Genomic DNA, 17,883 nt, shown 5'->3' with positions numbered 1-17,883 from the left:
GACGATTGCAGACATGGACCCCGAACTCGAAGCATTCCTACCGCTGATACCCCGCTCCGACCTGACCGACCCGGTCGCGGAGCGCGAGAACCTCGCGCGACTGATCGCCTCGCTGCCGGCACCGGACACCGGGGGAATGGAGGTGGAGGACCGTACGGTGCCGGGCGACCCGGACGTCCCCGTGCGGATCTACCGCCCGCACGCGGCGCAGGGCGCCATCGTCTGGTTGCACGGTGGTGGATTCTGCACGGGTGACCTGGACACCGAGCACCCCTTGGCCGCCCGGCTCGCGGACGCCTCCGGCGTCTTGCTGATCTCGGTCGGCTACCGCCTCGCTCCCGAACACCCGTTTCCGGCAGCCCTGGACGACGCGTACACCGTCCTCACCTGGACTGCCGAGCACGCCGAAGAGCTCGGCGTCGATCCCGCGCGGATCGCGGTCGGCGGCATGAGCGCGGGCGGATGCATCGCGGCCGCCGTGGCGCTGCGGGCACGCGATGAGCAAGGTCCGCCGATCCGGTACCAGTTGCTCAATCAGCCCGGCCTCGACGACCGCCAGGAGACCGTATCGGCACGGAAGTTCACCGACACGCCGCGGCTCGATCGCCGCAACGCCGCCGTCGCGTGGCGGCACTACCTCGGATCCGCGCCCGCCTCGGCGTCCGCGGCCCCGGCCCGGGCCGCCGATCTGTCCGGTCTGCCGCCCGCCTACATCGCCACGGCTGAGTTCGATCCTTTCCGTGACGAAGGCATTGCCTACGCGCTGCGCCTGCTGGAGGCCGGCGTCCCGGTCGAACTGCACCAGTGGCCGGGCACGTTCCACGGATCGCACGCCATCATCTCCACCGCCGTGTCCCAGCGGCAGAACGCCGAGCTCGCCGCCGTTCTGCGCCGCGCGCTGTCGGAGTGACGGCGAACGCGCACGCGTACCGCCCGTGGCTGACAACGCCGACAACAGCGCCGAGGGCCCCCGTAGCTGGCATACCAATGTCCCATCGGGGGTTCCCGGGGGCTGGTAGGCGGCGATGCCGAACGCGTCGGTCGTCTCCGGGCCCCGGGCGGGATCAACCGCACTGTTAGCGTTACCCCCTGAGCGAGGGGCGGAGACAGCAGATGGCATCGAGCACGTTTCGCATCGGCGGGGACCTGAAGGCAGGGCGGCTCGGCTTCGGAGCCATGCGCCTGCCGACGGAGCCGGGCCCCGCCCGCGACGCCTCCCTCCGGATTGCCCGGCGGGCCGTCGAGCTGGGCGTCACGCTGATCGATACCGCCCATATGTACGGGTGGGGAGCCAACGAGGAGCTCCTCGCCGAGGCCCTGCACCCCTACGCCGACGGGCTGCTCATCACGACCAAGGTCGGCGTCGCGCGATCGGCCGGGCCGGCCGGGTGGACGCTCGACGGGCGGCCGGACGTGCTGCGCGATCAGGTCGAACACGCCCTGCGCCGGCTTCGCGTCGAGCGGATCGAGCTGCTCCAGCTGCACCGCATCGATCCGGAGGTGCCTCTCGCCGACCAGCTCGGCGCACTGCGGGAGCTCCAGGCCGAGGGCAAGGTCGGCCGCCTCGGGCTGTCCGAGGTCACCGTCGCCGAACTCGATCAGGCGCGGGAAATCATCGACGTCGCGAGCGTGCAGAACCGGTACAGCCTGCTCGACCGCGAACACGAGCCCGTGCTCGCGGCGTGCGAAGCGGCGGGCATCGCGTTCCTGCCGTGGCGCCCGGTCGCCGGTGCGGCGTCGGCGGCGACGGCCGAGATCGCCGCCGTGGCGGCCGAACTCGGCGCCACCCCCACGCAGGTCTCGCTCGCATGGCTCCTCCACCACTCCCCGGTCATCCTCCCGATCCCGGGCACCGCCCGGCTCGACCACCTGGAGGAGAACCTCGCCGCGGCACGGCTCCACTTGACTCCGGCGCACTGCGACCGCCTCGACGGGATCGAGCGGACCGGTTGAGTTGACCCCGCACTCCCTGGCGTTCTATGTGGACGTCGTCACCACCGGCACCGTGCTCGGCCTGCGCCCTACGGACTCTCCCGACCGCGTCACCGAGGTCCTGGGGACGGACTTCGGCGAGAACAGCTTCAGCGACCACAGCATGTGGCGTGACTACGGCCTGGCCGAGTTCTTCTGGGACCGCGCTTCCGCCGACCAGCCCTGGTCGGGCCACCACTTCACCTTGCAGGTGCACAGGCTCGCGTACCGGGACCGCACGCTCGCCAACGAGACGCTCCGCGCCCGGTACGGACGGTTCGCCCCACGGCTCCGCTTCGACAAGCTGCAGCGCCTACTGAAGCGGCGAGGCGTCCCCCTGCTGGAAATCCCGGAAATCCCGGGGAACGCACCGTACTACCGGACGTTCTGGCAGCCCGATTCCCAGGTCTCCGTCTCCGTCGTCGCCACCTACGGCGAATACAGCACACCGGACAACCTACGGGTCGGCGACGTGAACAGCATCCAGAGCCCGACGACTGCCGCGGAAGTGGAGTGGCGGAGGTCGCGGGCCGGGCGGTGAGAGATGACGCCGCCATGTCAGAGCCGTCGAGTCCGGCGTCGTGGCCGTCACCTCCGGATTGTCAGACCCACCCAGCACACTGGCAGGGTCTAGATCCATCGAGCACCAGTGAGACTCATGATCACCACACTCGCCGTCGAGAACTACCGCTCCCTGCGCCGCCTGATCGTGCCGCTGGACAGACTCAACGTCGTCACGGGCGCGAACGGCACCGGCAAGTCCAGCCTGTATCGCGCGCTGCGGCTGCTCGCCGACGCGGCCCGGGGCGGCGCGGTCGCGGCGCTGGCGCGCGAAGGCGGGCTCCCCTCCACCCTGTGGGCGGGGGAAGAGAAGCCGGGGCGGGGCGTGGGCCGCGCCGAGCCCGTCAGCCTGCGGCTCGGCTTCGCCGGGACCGACTGCAGCTATGCCGTCGACTTCGGACACCCCATCTCCGACGGCTCGCTCTTCGACCTGGACCCGGAGATCAAACGCGAGTGCACGTGGACGGGCCCCGTGCTGCGCCCGGCCGCGCTGCTCTGCGACCGCTCGGGCCCCGCCGTACGCACCCGCACCGCGGACGGCGGCTGGCACCGCTCGGCCAACGCGATCCGTCCGTACGACAGCATGCTCAGCGAACTCGCCGACCCGCAGCTCGCCCCCGACCTGCTGCGACTGCGCGAGCTCATCCGGTCCTGGCGCTTCTACGACCACGTGCGCACCGACGCGCACGCACCCGCCCGCACCGCACGGATCGGCACCCGCACCCCCGTCCTCAGCCACGACGGCTCCGATCTCGCGGCCGCCCTGGAGACCATCCGGGAGATCGGCGACCACGAGGCACTGGACCACGCCGTGGACGCCGCGTTCCCCGGCAGCCGCGTACGCGTCGAGAACCATGACGGACGATTCGAACTGAAACTGCACCAGCGCGGCCTGCTGCGCCCGCTGGGTGCCGGCGAACTCTCCGACGGCACCCTGCGCTACCTCCTGTGGGCGGCGGCACTGCTGACCCCCCGACCGCCCGAGCTCCTGGTCCTCAACGAGCCGGAGGCCAGCCTCCACCCGGACTTGCTGCCTCCGCTCGCCGATCTGATCCTCACCGCGGCCAAGGACACCCAGCTGGTGGTGGTCACCCACGCCCCGGTCCTGGCAGAAGAGCTCGCCCGAAACGCCCCGCGCCACCGGCTCGACGTCAACTCCATACGCCTGGTCAAGGAGGCGCAGGGTCAGACAACGGTGGCGGGGCGCGAAGGGCTGCTGGACGAGCCCTTGTGGTACTGGCCCAAGCGCTGACGGCAGCCGCACGCCGCACACAGGTGTACCGGGCGAGCGCCAGGCCTGAGAGGCCTCCCTCTGGCGGCTCGCCCCGTCGTCCGGTCTCGGGGGCGCGCGGTTCTACTGCGTGCCCCGGGGTAAGCAAGCCCGCGTAGCCGAAGAAGGGGGGCAGCACATGCATCAGGTCGTCTTCACGAGCTATGGACGGCATGAGCTCCGCTTGCTGGGGGTCCGCCGCGGCGCGCATGCCCACGCTGCCCGTGACTTCCGACTGACGATGACACTCGAGGGCGACTTCGCCGCTGCCTTCGCCGACGGCGACAACGGGAGCATCCTGCCGACCCGCAGCATGACCAACACGGCTTCCGCCTTGGTGCACGACCACGTGGACGCCAGCGTCGAACGCCTCGCCCTGGCGCTCGCGGAACGCCTGCTGGAAGCGTGTCCGGCCGCATCGACCGCGCACGTATCCATAGCCGAGCACCCCTGGATACCCCTGCCCGGCAGCCATCACAGCTTCGCCACCGGCCCTTCCGACCAATGGCTGGCCGACGCGACGGCTCGGCGCGGCCGGCCGGCCACGGTGGTCAGCGGCATCAGCGGTCTGCATCGAGCAGTGACGACGGGATCGAGTTTCACGGGCTTCCTGGTGGACGACTACACCCTCGCCCCTGAGGTGAACGCGGAAGACCGGGTCCTGCGCATGTCCGGCGACATGCGCTGGGAGTACAGCAGCCCGCCCGCCGACTATGACCAGTACCGCGACAAGGCCCTGCGGGCCTTCGTGGATTCCACGGCCGACCAGCTCAGCTCCTCCTCTCAGCATTCCGCGTACCTGTCTGCCGCGGCCGTGCTCGACGCGTGCCCGCTCATCAGCCAGGTCAGTGTGCACTTCACGCACCACGCCCACGCGGCGTCGGCCCTCCGGCCCTTCGGCAGGGACGGCACGGATGACGGGTCCGGTGTCTGGCTGGGCACGGACTCCTCGTACGGCGCCGGTGCCGTGACGGTCAGGCGAGGCGCCGGCGGATGAAGGCGCCGCCGCGCCCCCGGCCGTCCGGTGCGTCGGGACACCAGAGCCCCTGGGCGTGCGCGCGATGGCGCGCACGGCAACACCGCGCTTCGGGCGCCCTGGGCGCCGCGGCTCGTTCGAGGGATTCCCGGGTAGGGAGGGGGCCGTGAGGGTGCCCCGGTCAAGGGGCACAGCTCCGGGACCGAGGAGGGTGCATGTCCGATCGGCGAAGAGCCGGCGTCGCGTTGAGGGCCGCCGTGCTGGCGGCGGCATGTCTGGCGTGGTCCCCGGCCGCCGCCCGAGCTGACGACACGCAGCCGTCCCCTGCCCGGAACGACTCCGTCGCTTGTGTGGGGCAGTACCGCACGTTGTGGACCCCGGGGCTCTCCCTCATCACCCGGCCGACGAGGATCTCGACGACCGAGCAGTACGCCTGCGCGGAAGGCTCCGGGAAGGTGAGCAAGGCCGTCGGCCGCTTCGAAGGCACCCTTCCCGCATCCTGCCTCGGTGTTAACACTTCGCCGTTCCGTGAGGTCGTGCGCTACACGGACGGACGCGAATCCGTGATCGAGTACACCTCCAACATCAGGGCTCGCGTCGGCGCCGCCAGCCTCGTCAAGCTGGAGGGGACGGTCACCGAGGGACACGGAAAGGGGCAACACGCCTTCCGTACCGCGCAACTGCTGCACACCGACCTGCCGACGGCGTGTCTCTCTGCCGACGGTCTCCGGCAGGGCACCGGACTGGCCGAGCTCTCCATCGGCCCACGCACCGGTGATCGCAGCAGCCCTCCTCGGCATCCTGATGGGCACCGTCCGGGCGGAAAATGATGGGGCGGACCATGTAACCGACCGGCAGAATGCCCCCATGAACGACCGGCTCGACGACGTCCCCGACGGCCCCACCACGGCGGCCCGGGCGACGCACTGGATCACCACGCCCATCACCGCTGACCTCCTGCGCGGCGCCCTGGATCTGGAGCGCACCGAACAGGGGCTTCTGCCGCACCGGCTGCCCGCCCGGGCCCGGGCACAGTGCGCCGACGGGCAGCTGGCCATGGCCGAGGCCCAGCCCTCCGGCGTACGGCTGGTGTTCCGCACCCGTGCCACCGCTGTCGAGCTGGACGCACTGCGCACCAAGAACGCCTACCAGGGCGCCCCGCCCCGCCCCGACGGCGTGTACGACCTGCTCATCGACGGGCAGCTGGCAGACCAGGCCGGTGTGACCGGTGGCAACGTCCGGCTGGTGGACATGAGCACCGGGTCCGTGGAGACCAGGCCCGGCCCGGTCGGCACCGTCCGGTTCTCCGGTCTTTCCGACCGCGTCAAGGACGTCGAGATCTGGCTGCCGTACAACGAGATCACCGAGCTGGTCGCCCTGCGCACCGATGCCCCCGTCGAGCTCCTGCCGGACAGTGGCCGCAAGAAGTGGCTGCACCACGGAAGTTCGATCAGTCACGGCTCCGACGCCGCGAGCCCCAGCACGACCTGGCCCGCGCTGGCCGGCTCCCTCGGCGGGGTCGAGCTGACCAACCTGGGCCTGGGCGGCAGCGCCCTGCTCGACCCGTTCACCGCCCGCGCCCTGCGCGACACTCCCGCGGACCTGATCAGCGTCAAGATCGGCATCAACCTCGTCAACACCGACCTGATGCGCCTGCGTGCCTTCGGCCCCGCGGTGCACGGCTTCCTCGACACCGTCCGCGAGGGACACCCCACCACTCCGCTCCTGGTGGTCTCGCCCATCCTGTGCCCCATCCACGAGGACACTCCCGGCCCCAGCGCCCCGGACTTCAGCACCGTCAGCGAGGGAAGGCTGCAGTTCCGGGCCGCGGGCGATCCCGCGGAACGGGCCGGCGGGAAGCTGACCCTCAACGTCATCCGGGACGAACTGGCCCGCATAGTGAAGCAGCGGGCAGCCGACGACCCGAACCTGTACTACCTCGACGGCCGCGACCTCTACGGCGAGGCGGACTTCGCCGAACTGCCGCTGCCCGACCAGCTCCACCCCGACGCCGCCACCCACCGCCGCATCGGCGAACGTTTCGCCGCCCTGGCCTTCGGCTCCGGCGGGCCGTTCGCCGCCACGCAGGCCTGAAACGTGTAAACGTCCGTTCCTCATCCGGCTCCGACCGTCATCGGAGCCGGATCGGATGAGGAGTGCCGCGGCAGGTGGCTGGCCCCCGCGGGGATACGGGGGCCAGCCGGAGTGATCACGGCCGGACGCGTCACTAACGTCTGAGCACATGACACCCTTACGGCGCAGCAAGAGAACAGCCTCCTCGGAGAGGCGCCGGCGGCGTGGGCCGGCGGCGTTCGCCGTGGCATCGATCGCCCTGGCGCTCACCGCCCCCTCGGCCGACGCGGCGACCATGTCCGGCACGGCGGCCCGAGCCACCTCGGCCTCCGGATGCGACACCGCGCGCGGCGCGGTCACCGGCTCCCTGGACACCCTCGGACAACGCCACGGCTTAGCGGCCGCGGCCGTCGAAGTGGTCGACGGCCGCTGCGGAAAGTGGAGCGTCGCCCGGGGCGTGGCCGACCTGAGCACCGGCCGTCCGATGAACGCGAAGGACCGGCTGCGGATCGGCAGCGTCAGCAAGACCTTCACAGCCACGGTCGTCGTGCAGCTCGCCGCGGAGGGCCGGATCGGGCTGGACGTCCCGGTCGAGCGCTATCTGCCGGGGCTGATCCGGGGCAACGGTCACGACGGTCGCACGATCACCGTACGCCAACTGCTGCAGCACACCAGCGGACTTCCCGACCACGTCGAAGCCGTCGCCGGAAGGCCCGTGGAGGAGTGGCGCTACCGTCACTTCGAGCCCCGCGAACTGATCGAGACCGCGCTCAAGCTGCCACCCCCGGACAAGAAGTGGCACTACTCGACGACCAACACGATCGTCGCCGGGCTCATCGTCGAGAAGGTCACCGGGCACGGCGTGGAGGCGGAGGTGACCCGCCGGATCATCAAGCCGCTCGGCCTGCGCGACACCTACTGGCCGGGCGACGACACACGCATCCTGGGCCCGCACTCGCGCAGTTACTTCAGGGGCCCCGACGCGCCGGACGGCACACCTTCACCCCGGGTCGACGGCACCGAGTGGAACGTGACCTTCGGCCGCGCGGGCGGCGCGCTGATCTCGACTCCCTCCGACGTCAACCGGTTCTTCGGCGCGCTGTTCGGCGGCGAGCTGCTGCCCGAGCGGTGGCTCGCCGAGATGAAGCGCACCGTACCCGCGGACCCGGACCGGCTCTGGCCCGGCGCCCGCTACGGGCTGGGCCTGATCGCCTCACCGCTGGAGTGCGGCGGCTGGTGGTGGGGGCACGGCGGGACGGTGCCCGGCGGCCACCGGGCGCTGGGCGCGATCGGCCCCGGAGGCCGGACCGTGTCCCTCGCCCTCAACGAGGTGCCCGCAACCGACCGGGCGGAACAGGACTTCCGCGCCGTCGTGAGCACCGCCTTCTGCGCCGACCGCACCGGTCAGGCGAAGGAGACCCCGTGACCACCCGCAGCGCCGTCACCGCGCGCCGCGCCTCGGCCGTGGGCCTCGCCCTCACCGCCTGCCTCACCGCTACTCCCGCGGCCTCCGCCTCCGCCGCCGGGACGCCCGAGGCCGGGCTCGGGCGCTACTACCAGCAACGTCTCGACTGGGGCAGCTGCGTCAAGGGCCCCGGCGACACCACCGGCACCGACTTGGACAAGGTCGGCGTGCAGTGCGCGGACGTGACCGTTCCGCTCGACTACGCCGACCCTCGGGGCCGTACGATCACCGTCGCGATATCCCGGCTCAAGGCCACTGACACCCGCCGTCGTGTGGGTCCGCTGCTGCTCAACTTCGGCGGTCCCGGCGGGCCCGCCCTCGGCGATCCGCCGGTTGTCCGCAAGGCCATGAAGGACGTCGGCGCGCGCTACGACATCATCGGCATGGACCCGCGCTTCGTCGGCCGCAGCACCCCGCTCGACTGCGGCTGGCCCGTGGGCCACTCCATCTTCTCGGCCGGCCTCGGCAGGGCCGGTTTCGACCGGCAGGTCGCCCTGCACAAGGACCTGGCCGCGAAGTGCCGAGCCACCAACGCCTCCGTGCTTCCGCACGTCAGCACGCGCAACACGGCCCGCGACATGGACGTCGTCAGGGCCGTGCTCGGCGAGCGGAAGCTCTCCTACCTGGGCTACTCGTACGGCACCTATCTGGGCACCGTCTACACCCAGATGTTCCCCGGCCGCTACGACCGCGTGGTCCTCGACGGGGCCATCGACCCGCGCCGCTACAACCCCCGGCTGATGCGGGGCGCCGAGCGCGAGAACGAACAGGCGCTCGCCGACTGGGCGTCCTGGGCGGCGAAGAGGCACGACACCTACGGCCTCGGCCGCACCCGCGCACACGTGCTCGCCACCGTCGACCGCATCGTCGGGACGTCCGCGCGCGGGCTGACCCTCGGCACCGCCCCCGACGTCTTCCGGCTCGACGACACCCAGGTGCCGACCCTCATCTTCGGCGGGATATCGGACGAAACCGACGTCATGCGGGCGGCGTTCGCTGAGCAAGTGTCCGTCATGGCCAAGGCAGCGAACGGCCGGCCGACCCGGCTCTCACCGGAGTTCAAGGAACTCCTGCAAGGGACCGTGTCCAGCAAGAATTCCCCCTTCGGCAGTGTGCAGTCGGCCATCCTGTGCGGGGACGGGGCCGCCGCGCGCGACCCCGAGCGCTACTGGCGCGACATCGAGAACAGCCGTGCCGCCCACCCGCTGTTCGGTCCGCTGACCAACAACATCGGACCCTGCGCCTTCTGGGACCGCCCCCGCGAGGAGCCCACACAAGTGCGGCGCGACGCCCCGGCCCTGATCGTGGCCGCCACCGGCGACCCGCGCACCGTTTACGAAGGCAGCGTCGCCCTGCGCGGCATGCTGCCCGGCTCCAAGCTCATCACCCTCAAGGGCGCCAACCAACACGGGATCTACGGCTACTACGGCAACGCCTGCGTGGACGAGAAGGTCAACGCCTACCTGGCCACCGGCAGGCTTCCGGTGAACGACCAGACGTGCGTCATGGCGGCCGGCTGACATCGAGTGGGTGACCCCGGGCTCGGCCAAAGTGGGACTTCTATGAAAAGCGGAGCATCCCGGCGGGAGTGCCTGATGTGAACGGCCGGGTGCGAGGAGAGGGAAGTGCCCGGCGGCCTGGCACGCGTGGGGTGAATGCGTCGACCGGGCCCGGGGTTGGCAGCAGGACAGGCGGCGGAGAAAAGCCCATGTCTCTCCTCCGGAGCAAGGCCGTCCTTCTGGAGAAACGATGCCGCGCAGCATGCTGGTGGCCGCCGAAAGGAACGGCTCAAGGAGGGTCACATGGAGTTCATCGGCTACTTTCCGCAGTGGGCGGTCTACGACCGGAAAATCTTCCTCAAAACCCTCGACGACAACGGCACGGCAGAGCGCTTGACGATCCTCAACTACGCGTTCGAGAACATCACGTCAGGCGACGTGAAGAAGTCCGAAGAGTATCCCGAGGGATACACCGGATACCGCTGTTTCGAGGAGGTCAGGCCCCTCGACAACAAAAAGCCGGGTGCCGACGCCGGAATCAATGCCGGGGACGCCGGCGCGGACTACCTCACCCCGTTCATCAAGGGCTCGGGCAAAGAGCCCATCGGGGGAAACGACCCGGGCTGGGGCGCGCAGGCGCTCATGGGGAACTTCAACCAGCTCAAGCAGCTCAAGGCGAAGCACCAGAAGCTCAAGGTCCTCGTCTCGCTCGGCGGCTGGACGTACAGCCGTAACTGGTCGCTCGCCGCGGCGACCAAGCAGGGGCGGGAAGATCTGGTCTCCTCCTGCATCGACCTCTTCATCAAGGGGAATCTGCCCAAGAGGATCTGGGTGAGCAACTGGCAGACGCACAAGCTCGCCGAGCAGGACGTGTTCGGCGGCGCCAAGGCGGCGGCCGGTATTTTCGACGGGGTCGACATCGACTGGGAATGGCCCGGATGCGACAAGGGCCTTCCCGGGAACAAGTACGACGCGCAGCACGACAAGGCGAACTTCGTGGAGCTACTGAAGGAGTTCCGCAAGCAGCTGGACGACCCGGAGCTGGTCAAGAACTACCCGCCGCGGGGCGGGAAGTACCTGCTGACCGCCTTCCTCCCCGCCGACCCGGAGATCATGAAGGCCGGCTGGGACGCGCCCGAGGTGATGAAGTGCCTCGACTTCGGCAACATCCAGGGGTACGACTTCCACGGGGCGTGGGACAAGACCACCGACCAGCAGTCCGCCCTCTACCCGCCGGCGCAAGGACTCTCCGTGGAGGCCGCGGTGAAGGCCTGGATCGCGGCGGCGGGGGAGAGCGCCCGGTCGAAGCTGACCTTCGGGATCCCGTACTACAGCCGCGGCTGGAAGGGCGTGGGAACGGAACACGCCGACGGCATGCACAACTCGGCGTCCGGGCCGGCGGACGGCAAGTACGAACCGGGAGTCAACGACTACCGCGAGATCGCCAAGCTCGACGCCACGAGCTACCCCGTGTACCGCCAGAAGAACAGCGCGGGCGAGGAGAGTTCCGCCTGGCGGTACAGCAAGACGGATCACGTCTTCTGGACCTACGACGACCCGACTCTCGCCTACCACAAGGCCGCCTACGCGAAGAAGATCAAGCTGGGTGGCGTCATGGCCTACTCCCTCGACGGTGACGACCCGACGACCGGTGCGCTCTCCCAGCAGATCCGCGCCGGACTCGACGGTGCGAAGGCCCCGCTCAACGGGACGAACGGGTCCTGACCACACCTGACGGTGCCCGTACCGGTGAATCGCCGGTACGGGCACCGTCTCTTCGTCGAGCCCTGGGAAGCGGCGCGATCAGCGACGGTCAGATCCGGGCTATCAGCGCGTAGCGCTCGTCGTTCACCGGGCCGCCCCACAAGGCGGAGTCGCCGCTGAGAGGCTCGACGCGCAGGCCGCTGACGAGGGGGCGTACCGCATCCGCCAGGTCGTCGGCGGTGATGCCCCCGTGCCAGGGCAGGGTCTCGGCGCCGGCCACGTACGGCACTCCGCTCTGTCCGGCTTCGCGCCAGCGGCCCTCGATGAGGACGAGGAGGCCGCCGGGGCGGAGGCGGCCGGCCCACTCGTCGAGTGCGGCCAGCGGGTCGGGCAGGGTCCATACCAGGTGGCGGGAGAGCAGGACGTCGAACCGCGCGCCGCCCGTGGGCGGTACGGCGGCGTCGCCGACCAGGAACCGTCCCGTGAGGCCGGCGGCCGTCAGCTTGGACCGGGCCTGCTCGATCATCCGGGGTGAGAGGTCGACGCCGGTGACCCGGTGCCCCGCCTCGGCGATCAGCTCCGAGAGCGATCCGGTGCCGCAGCCCACGTCCAGCACGTCGGCCGGGGCGGACGGCAGCCAGGCGCTCAGGACCCGGGCCCACGCGGCGCGGGTCCCGGCGGCCCGCAGGCCGTGGTCCGGCTCGTCGTCGAAGTCCTGGGCGGCGGCGTCCCAGTAGGCGGTGATGGCGGCGGAGTTCGTCATGCGCCGATCCTGTCAGCCGCCACTGACATCGCCCGATGCCGCCGGCCGCGATGGGCGTGGGCCGCGCCGATCAGTCCCGCCCGGGCGATGAGGAGCCGGTCACCCACCGCGGCCGCCGAGGCCTCCTCGCAGGCCACCTTGGCCTCCCCGTACTCCTCACGGCCGGCCTCCTCCCGCTCGGTCGCCCGAAGCAACGCGGCCGATTCGTCCGCGCCCGGCTGCGCGTGCGAGGCGTACGCGCTGATCGACGACACGTACGACCAGTGGCCCGCCCGCTCCCCGAGTGCTGCCAGCGCCGGGCCCGAGCGCCGACCGCGAGCGCTCACTGCTGGACGCGCTGGGGTGAAGGGCGGGGCGGGTGGACCGGTGCCTTCCTGGGGGTTCCCTCACCCTGCCACGATCTCAACCCCGGCTGCGATCATCCTGGCGATGATCTGATCGGCCAACGTGTCGTGGCAGATCAGCACATCCATCGGCTGCTCGCCCTTCAGCACGATCAGGTAGCCGCTGCTCGTTCGCTCCAGCTGCCAGGCGTTCCGCCCAGTCGTCCACATGTGCTCGTAGTCGGCGAGGACCGGCTCGTCGGCGCCGGTACCCGCACGGTCCCCGTTCCGGGGCGGGCGCTCGAGCCGGACCTCGTGCGTGTAGCCGCCCGGCACGACGGGCCGGAGCCGGAGCCCGGGGTACCGGTCGTCTCCGAGCGCCTCCAGTACCTCGGTCGCCGGGTAGCCGAACAGATCGATGTCGTCGAGGACGACCGGGACCGCGGCCGGGCTCCACCACACCGGTGGGAGGGTGTCGTGTGCAGCCATGGGCAGGCTGGAGCGGGCCCGGCGCAGGATGACGTTTGCCAGGAGCGGGTCGGTCGGTTGTCGCCCGGACCGGTCGATGCCGCCCGGTACGGCGGTCAGCTCGAGGTCGCCGCATACGACGGTGAGGGCCCACGGTGCGTCGGGGACAGCCTCACCGCGGACCTGACCGAGGCGGGCCAGGGTCTTCTGCGCGGCATCCTCGTCCATGCCGAAGCGGAGAGTCCCCGCGCCGTCCGGCAGGAGGACCCCGATCCTCGGCAGCAGTTCGAACATCCGCTGATCGTCGCGGCTCGTACAGGGTCGCCGCAACCGGGTCCCGGTGCCGCACCCCACTCCAATGGCCGATCAGCTCCCGGGCCGAGCCGCTGCCAAGTCGCGGAGGCCGTCCGTGTGGGCTAGACAGAGCACATGACATGAATTCCGCGCGAGCGCCCGGCAAAAGAAGGGCGCTGTGCGCTGCCCGCTGCCGGGGTACCCGCCCCGACCAGCGATAACGATCACCTGTCCGGCATGTCTCCGAGGATCGCTCAGGCCGGGTTGGGGGTTTTATGGTCATGCGTGGAGCCGGCCTGCGTGCTCGCCGTACGGGCAGCCGGAGTTCGGGGACGCGCAGGCTCATAGCCGGGGGAATGCTCATCGCGTCGGTATTCGTCGTCTTCCAGGTGCTCGGCTACCACAGTGATACGCGTCCCCCGGCGGACAACGATGTCTATCGCTACACGGTTCAAGCCCATAGCGCAGCCGGTGCCAGTCCCGCCGAAGCGGTTCGCAGAGCGGCAGCGGACTGGTGCGGCTCGCGGTACGGCAACGACACGGCCTTCCGCCGGGTCGAGGGAGCCGTCCACGCGAAACCGGAACCCAAGGTGTACAGCGACTGCCTGGACTGGCTGATCCGCCACGACGGCACGACCGAGCGGTACAAGGAAATCTTCTACGCACGGCCCGGCTACCCCTTCATAGCCGCGCACATCGCACCTCTCACCGGAGTGTGGGCCGCCCTCTGGGCCGTTTCGCTGGCGTTCACCCTGGTGGGGGGCGCTCTGGTGATCGTCCTGATTCGGCTCGCGGGCGGCGGTACCCCTGCCGCCTGGGTCGGCGAGATCCTCTTCTTCACCCTGCCCACCGGCAGCATAGGCGTGCAGCGGCTCACCGACGGGCCCGCCGTCACCCTCATACTGGCGGCTCTGACCGGCGCGGTTCTGCTCGTTCGCCACCGGTCTCTGCTGCCCGGTGTGCTGACCCTCTGCGGCGCCCTCGCGCTGGGGACCTTCGTCCGCTACTCCTCCTTCACCCTGCTTTGCGCGACCCTGCTGGCAGCTTCGCTGATATGCCTGGCGCGGCGCCGCTCCCGTCATGCGGGAACCGTCGCACTCGCCGCAATGTCCTTGGCCGGGCTCGTGGGAATCACCGTCGGAACCGGCCTCATGGGCTGGCCGGGGGCCTCGAGCACCATGCAGGACACCTTTACCGACCACTTCAAGCAACCGGATGTCGCCGACCCCGTTCAGCAGTTGATCAGACTCAACATCGACTTCTGGACGTACATGCCCTGGCAGAGCGATACCACGGCCTTCCTGCCCCTCGCGCTGTGCGGCCTGTCGCTCGCCGCGCTCTGGCGCACCGATGCCGCCGTCGCCGTCCTCGTCACCGCGGCCGCCTTCACCGGTGTCCTCACCGTGATCGCCCATCCGGTCTTCGGGCAGTACCCCCGTCTCATCCTCCCCCTCTGGCTGCTTCCCGTCCTCGGGCTGCCCTTCCTGGCGTTCCTGAGAAAACCGGCCGAGGAGCGTGCCGAGGAGCGTGCTGAGGAGCGCCACACGTAGCCGACCTGACTGCCGCGGTGCGTTTGCACCGGGCGTCGGTGGTGACCACTCGGCAGAGGCGGCTGCGGAGTCGACTCGGTAACTGTCCTTCCCTCCAAGAAGCTTATGCACAACAACCATTATTGACGTGACCCGTTCATCAATTTAAGGTCGCGGGACTCCCGTAGGAGATCAAGACGACGGAGTCCAATGACGCACTCTCCCCATGCGCGGCCACGTCCCACCCGCCTGTCCGCCCTGCTGCTGGCAGGCGTTCTCGTCGCCTCGGTACCGCCCGCGGCCGCCGCGCAAGCGCCACAACCCCCCACCGCCGACCGTTCCTCCACCTCCGCCTCCCCGACCGGCAGTTGTCGTACCGGCGACGGCTGGACACTCGACGCCACCGGCATCAACGCCGACGACACCCACCACGCCTACGTAGGCAACGGCTACCTGGGGCAGCGCGTACCGCCCAACGGCGCGGGCTACGCCGACAGCAGCGCCAAGACCGGATGGCCGCTGTTCACCCCCAGCTACGACGGCTCGTTCGTATCCGGGCTCTACGCGCACAACAAGCAGACCGCCGAGGACCGGCAGGCCGTCGCGGCACTGCCCACCTGGACCGCGCTCACCGTCGGCACCGGCGGCGAACATGCCGATACGTTCAACTCTTTGACTCAATCGGGCCGAATATCCGGTTACCGTCAGACCCTCTTCCTGCACTGCGGCATCGTCCGGACGTCTTTGACCTGGACCGCCGCCGACGGGCGGAAGACCGACCTCGTCTACGAGGTACTGGCCGACCGCAACGACCCGCACGCGGGTGCCGTGCGGCTGAGCATGACGCCGCGCTGGAGCGGCGAGGCCACCGTCACCGACCTGCTCGACGGGCGCGGCGCCCGGCGTATGCGGCAGACCGGCGGCGGTGACCGGACCACGGGGGCCGGCCGGGACGGCCGGACCATGGACGTGGCCTTCCGCACCGACGGCACGGACACCGACGGTGCTGTCGCCTCCACCCTGCGCGCCGGGCGCGGCGTACGCACCGCCAAGGCCGCGGACGCCGAGGGCGCCCGGGACTTGAGCGTGCGGCAGTCGCTCACCTTCCCCGTGCGCAAGGGCCACGCCTACGAGCTCACCAAGTACGTCGGCGTCGACACCGCGCTGACCTCGCGCTCGCCCCGCCAGGACGCCACCGCCGCCTCGCAGCGCGCCGCCCGGCGCGGATGGGACGCGCTGCTGCGCGCCCACGCCGCCGCCTGGGCCCGGTCCTGGCGTGCGGACATCGAGGTTCCCGGGCGGCGCGACCTGCAGGCATGGGTGCGCTCCGCGCGGTACGGGCTGCTGTCCAGCACCCGCGAGGGTGCCGCCAACAGCATCGCCCCGGCCGGGCTGACCAGCGACAACTACGCGGGCCTGGTGTTCTGGGACGCCGAGACCTGGATGTACCCGGCCTTGCTGGCCACCGAACCCCAACTCGCCAAGACCGTCGTCGAGTACCGGTACCGGACCCTCCCGGGGGCCCGCGAGAACGCCCGCCAACTCGGCTACCAGGGCCTCTTCTACCCCTGGAACAGCGGCAGCAAGGGCGACCTGGGCCAGGAGTGCCACAGCGTGGACCCGCCCCACTGCCGCACCCAGATCCACCTCCAGTCGGACATATCGCTCGCCGCCTGGCAGTACTACCTCGCCACCGGTGACACCGACTGGCTGCGCGAGCGCGGCTGGCCGGTGATGAAGGGCATAGCCGAGTTCTGGGCAGGGAGAGTCACCCGCAACGCGGACGGCAGCTACTCCATCAAGGACACCGCCGGGCCCGACGAGTACAGCAACGGCGTCGACGACGCGGTCTTCACCAACGCCGGTGCCGTCACCGCACTGCGCCACGCCGCCCGGGCCGCGCAGCTGCTCGGCGAGCGCGCGCCGGGGGAGTGGACGGCGGTCGCCGACCGGATCAGGATCCCGTACGACGCGCAGCGCAAGGTCTTCCAGCAGTACGACGGATACCGGGGCAGCAAGATCAAGCAGGCCGACACGGTGCTGCTGATGTACCCCCTGGAGTGGCCGATGCCGACGGGCGCCGCCGCCGGCACCCTCGACTACTACGCCCAGCGGACCGACCCCGACGGCCCCGCCATGACGGATTCGGTGCACGCCATCGCCGCCGCCGGCACGGGCGAGGCGGGCTGTTCGACGTACACCTATCTGCAGCGCTCCATCAGGCCGTTCGTACGCGGCCCGTTCGCCCAGTTCTCGGAGGCGCGGGGCGCCAAGGCGGGCGCCGAGGACCCGCTGGCCGGCTCGCCCGCGCACGACTTCCTCACCGGCAAGGGCGGCTTCCTGCAGACCTTCACCAACGGTCTGACCGGCATGCGGATGCGTGAGGACCGGCTCCACCTCGACCCGATGCTGCCCCCGCAGCTCAGCCGGGGCATCACTCTGCGCGGGCTGCACTGGCAGGGTCGTACCTACGACATCGAGCTCGGCGCCCGCCGGACCACCGTGCGGCTCACCGACGGCGCGCCCATGACCCTCGACACCCCGCAGGGCAAGCAGGTCCTGACCAAGGCCGCCCCGGCCGTCCTCGAGACCCGCCGCCCCGACCTCGCCCCCACCGACAACCTGGCCCGCTGCACCACCGCCACCGCCTCCTCCGAGGAACCCGGCATGTACGCGGACGCCGCTGTCGACGGCAACTCGGCCACGGCCTGGGTCCCGGACGCGCCGAAGGGCACCCTGACCACCGATCTCGGCAAGCTCGCGCGCGTCACCAAGGTCACCCCCACCTGGAGCGGAGGGGAGCCGGTCTCGTACGACATCCAGCTGTCCACGGACGGGCGGGAGTGGCACGACACCGCTCGCGACGCGGCCGGCGGCGGTGGCACGCCGGTGCCGGCGCGGTACGTACGGGTGGTGGTGCGCGGTGACGCCGCCGCGAAGTCCCGTACGGGCATCGCCGAGCTGTCCGTCTCGTAGGGGGCGAGCGG

14 protein-coding genes and 1 pseudogene are annotated in these 17,883 nt (G+C 70.7%); 12 read left to right on the top strand and 3 right to left on the bottom strand.

Features of this window, described 5'->3' with window-relative positions:
• The first annotated feature begins 13 nt into the window (after positions 1-13).
• The 10 genes from ACIGXW_RS13775 (at position 14) to ACIGXW_RS13730 (ending at position 11,540) form a co-directional block, all read left to right on the top strand.
• A complete protein-coding gene (locus ACIGXW_RS13775; protein WP_071967648.1) occupies positions 14-910 on the top strand; it encodes an alpha/beta hydrolase in 897 nt (298 codons plus the stop codon).
• Between the two features lie 203 nt (positions 911-1,113).
• On the top strand, positions 1,114-1,953 hold the full coding sequence (locus tag ACIGXW_RS13770) for an aldo/keto reductase (protein WP_071967649.1): 840 nt from the start codon (positions 1,114-1,116) through the stop codon (positions 1,951-1,953).
• Position 1,954: 1 nt separating this feature from the next.
• On the top strand, positions 1,955-2,512 hold the full coding sequence (locus ACIGXW_RS13765) for a hypothetical protein (protein ID WP_399572937.1): 558 nt from the start codon (positions 1,955-1,957) through the stop codon (positions 2,510-2,512).
• Between the two features lie 117 nt (positions 2,513-2,629).
• The gene (locus ACIGXW_RS13760; RefSeq protein ID WP_399572935.1) at positions 2,630-3,784 is read left to right on the top strand and encodes an AAA family ATPase; all 1,155 of its coding nucleotides are present in this window, start codon (positions 2,630-2,632) and stop codon (positions 3,782-3,784) included.
• Positions 3,785-3,941: 157 nt separating this feature from the next.
• Complete coding sequence (locus tag ACIGXW_RS13755; RefSeq protein ID WP_399572933.1) at positions 3,942-4,799, top strand: hypothetical protein; 858 nt, start codon at positions 3,942-3,944, stop codon at positions 4,797-4,799.
• 434 nt (positions 4,800-5,233) lie between these two features.
• Positions 5,234-5,608: a hypothetical protein gene (locus ACIGXW_RS13750; protein WP_399572931.1), complete on the top strand. Its 375-nt coding sequence runs from the start codon at positions 5,234-5,236 to the stop codon at positions 5,606-5,608.
• A 37-nt stretch (positions 5,609-5,645) separates the two neighbouring features.
• The gene (locus ACIGXW_RS13745) at positions 5,646-6,872 is read left to right on the top strand and encodes a GDSL-type esterase/lipase family protein (RefSeq protein ID WP_399572929.1); all 1,227 of its coding nucleotides are present in this window, start codon (positions 5,646-5,648) and stop codon (positions 6,870-6,872) included.
• Between the two features lie 223 nt (positions 6,873-7,095).
• Positions 7,096-8,277, top strand: a complete 1,182-nt coding sequence (locus tag ACIGXW_RS13740) for a serine hydrolase domain-containing protein (protein ID WP_399572927.1) — start codon at positions 7,096-7,098, stop codon at positions 8,275-8,277.
• Positions 8,274-9,836, top strand: coding sequence for an alpha/beta hydrolase (locus ACIGXW_RS13735; protein ID WP_399572925.1), 1,563 nt, complete (start codon positions 8,274-8,276; stop codon positions 9,834-9,836). Before ACIGXW_RS13740 ends, ACIGXW_RS13735 begins: the two co-directional genes overlap by 4 nt.
• Before the next feature lie 282 nt (positions 9,837-10,118).
• Positions 10,119-11,540 (top strand): glycoside hydrolase family 18 protein, encoded by a 1,422-nt coding sequence (locus tag ACIGXW_RS13730; RefSeq protein WP_399572923.1) that lies wholly within the window; start codon positions 10,119-10,121, stop codon positions 11,538-11,540.
• A gap of 88 nt (positions 11,541-11,628) precedes the next feature.
• Here ACIGXW_RS13730 and ACIGXW_RS13725 read toward each other — a convergent pair whose 3' ends face one another.
• The 3 genes and pseudogenes from ACIGXW_RS13725 to ACIGXW_RS13715 form a co-directional block, all read right to left on the bottom strand.
• Positions 11,629-12,282 (bottom strand): class I SAM-dependent methyltransferase, encoded by a 654-nt coding sequence (locus ACIGXW_RS13725; RefSeq protein WP_399572921.1) that lies wholly within the window; start codon positions 12,280-12,282, stop codon positions 11,629-11,631.
• Between the two features lie 41 nt (positions 12,283-12,323).
• Positions 12,324-12,578, bottom strand: a pseudogene (locus ACIGXW_RS13720) (oxidoreductase); the annotation flags it as partial.
• Positions 12,579-12,668: 90 nt separating this feature from the next.
• The gene (locus tag ACIGXW_RS13715; protein ID WP_399572919.1) at positions 12,669-13,367 is read right to left on the bottom strand and encodes a hypothetical protein; all 699 of its coding nucleotides are present in this window, start codon (positions 13,365-13,367) and stop codon (positions 12,669-12,671) included.
• A gap of 356 nt (positions 13,368-13,723) precedes the next feature.
• Between ACIGXW_RS13715 and ACIGXW_RS13710 the strand changes: the two genes are divergently transcribed.
• Positions 13,724-14,917: a hypothetical protein gene (locus ACIGXW_RS13710; protein WP_399572917.1), complete on the top strand. Its 1,194-nt coding sequence runs from the start codon at positions 13,724-13,726 to the stop codon at positions 14,915-14,917.
• A gap of 189 nt (positions 14,918-15,106) precedes the next feature.
• Complete coding sequence (locus ACIGXW_RS13705; RefSeq protein ID WP_399572915.1) at positions 15,107-17,872, top strand: discoidin domain-containing protein; 2,766 nt, start codon at positions 15,107-15,109, stop codon at positions 17,870-17,872.
• Positions 17,873-17,883 lie beyond the last annotated feature (11 nt).

Origin of the sequence: Streptomyces sp. NPDC053079 (genome assembly GCF_044546695.1) — a bacterium.
GTDB lineage: Bacteria > Actinomycetota > Actinomycetes > Streptomycetales > Streptomycetaceae > Streptomyces.
Note: the sequence above shows the minus strand (reverse complement) of the source record. Positions and strands in the feature narration are given on the sequence as shown.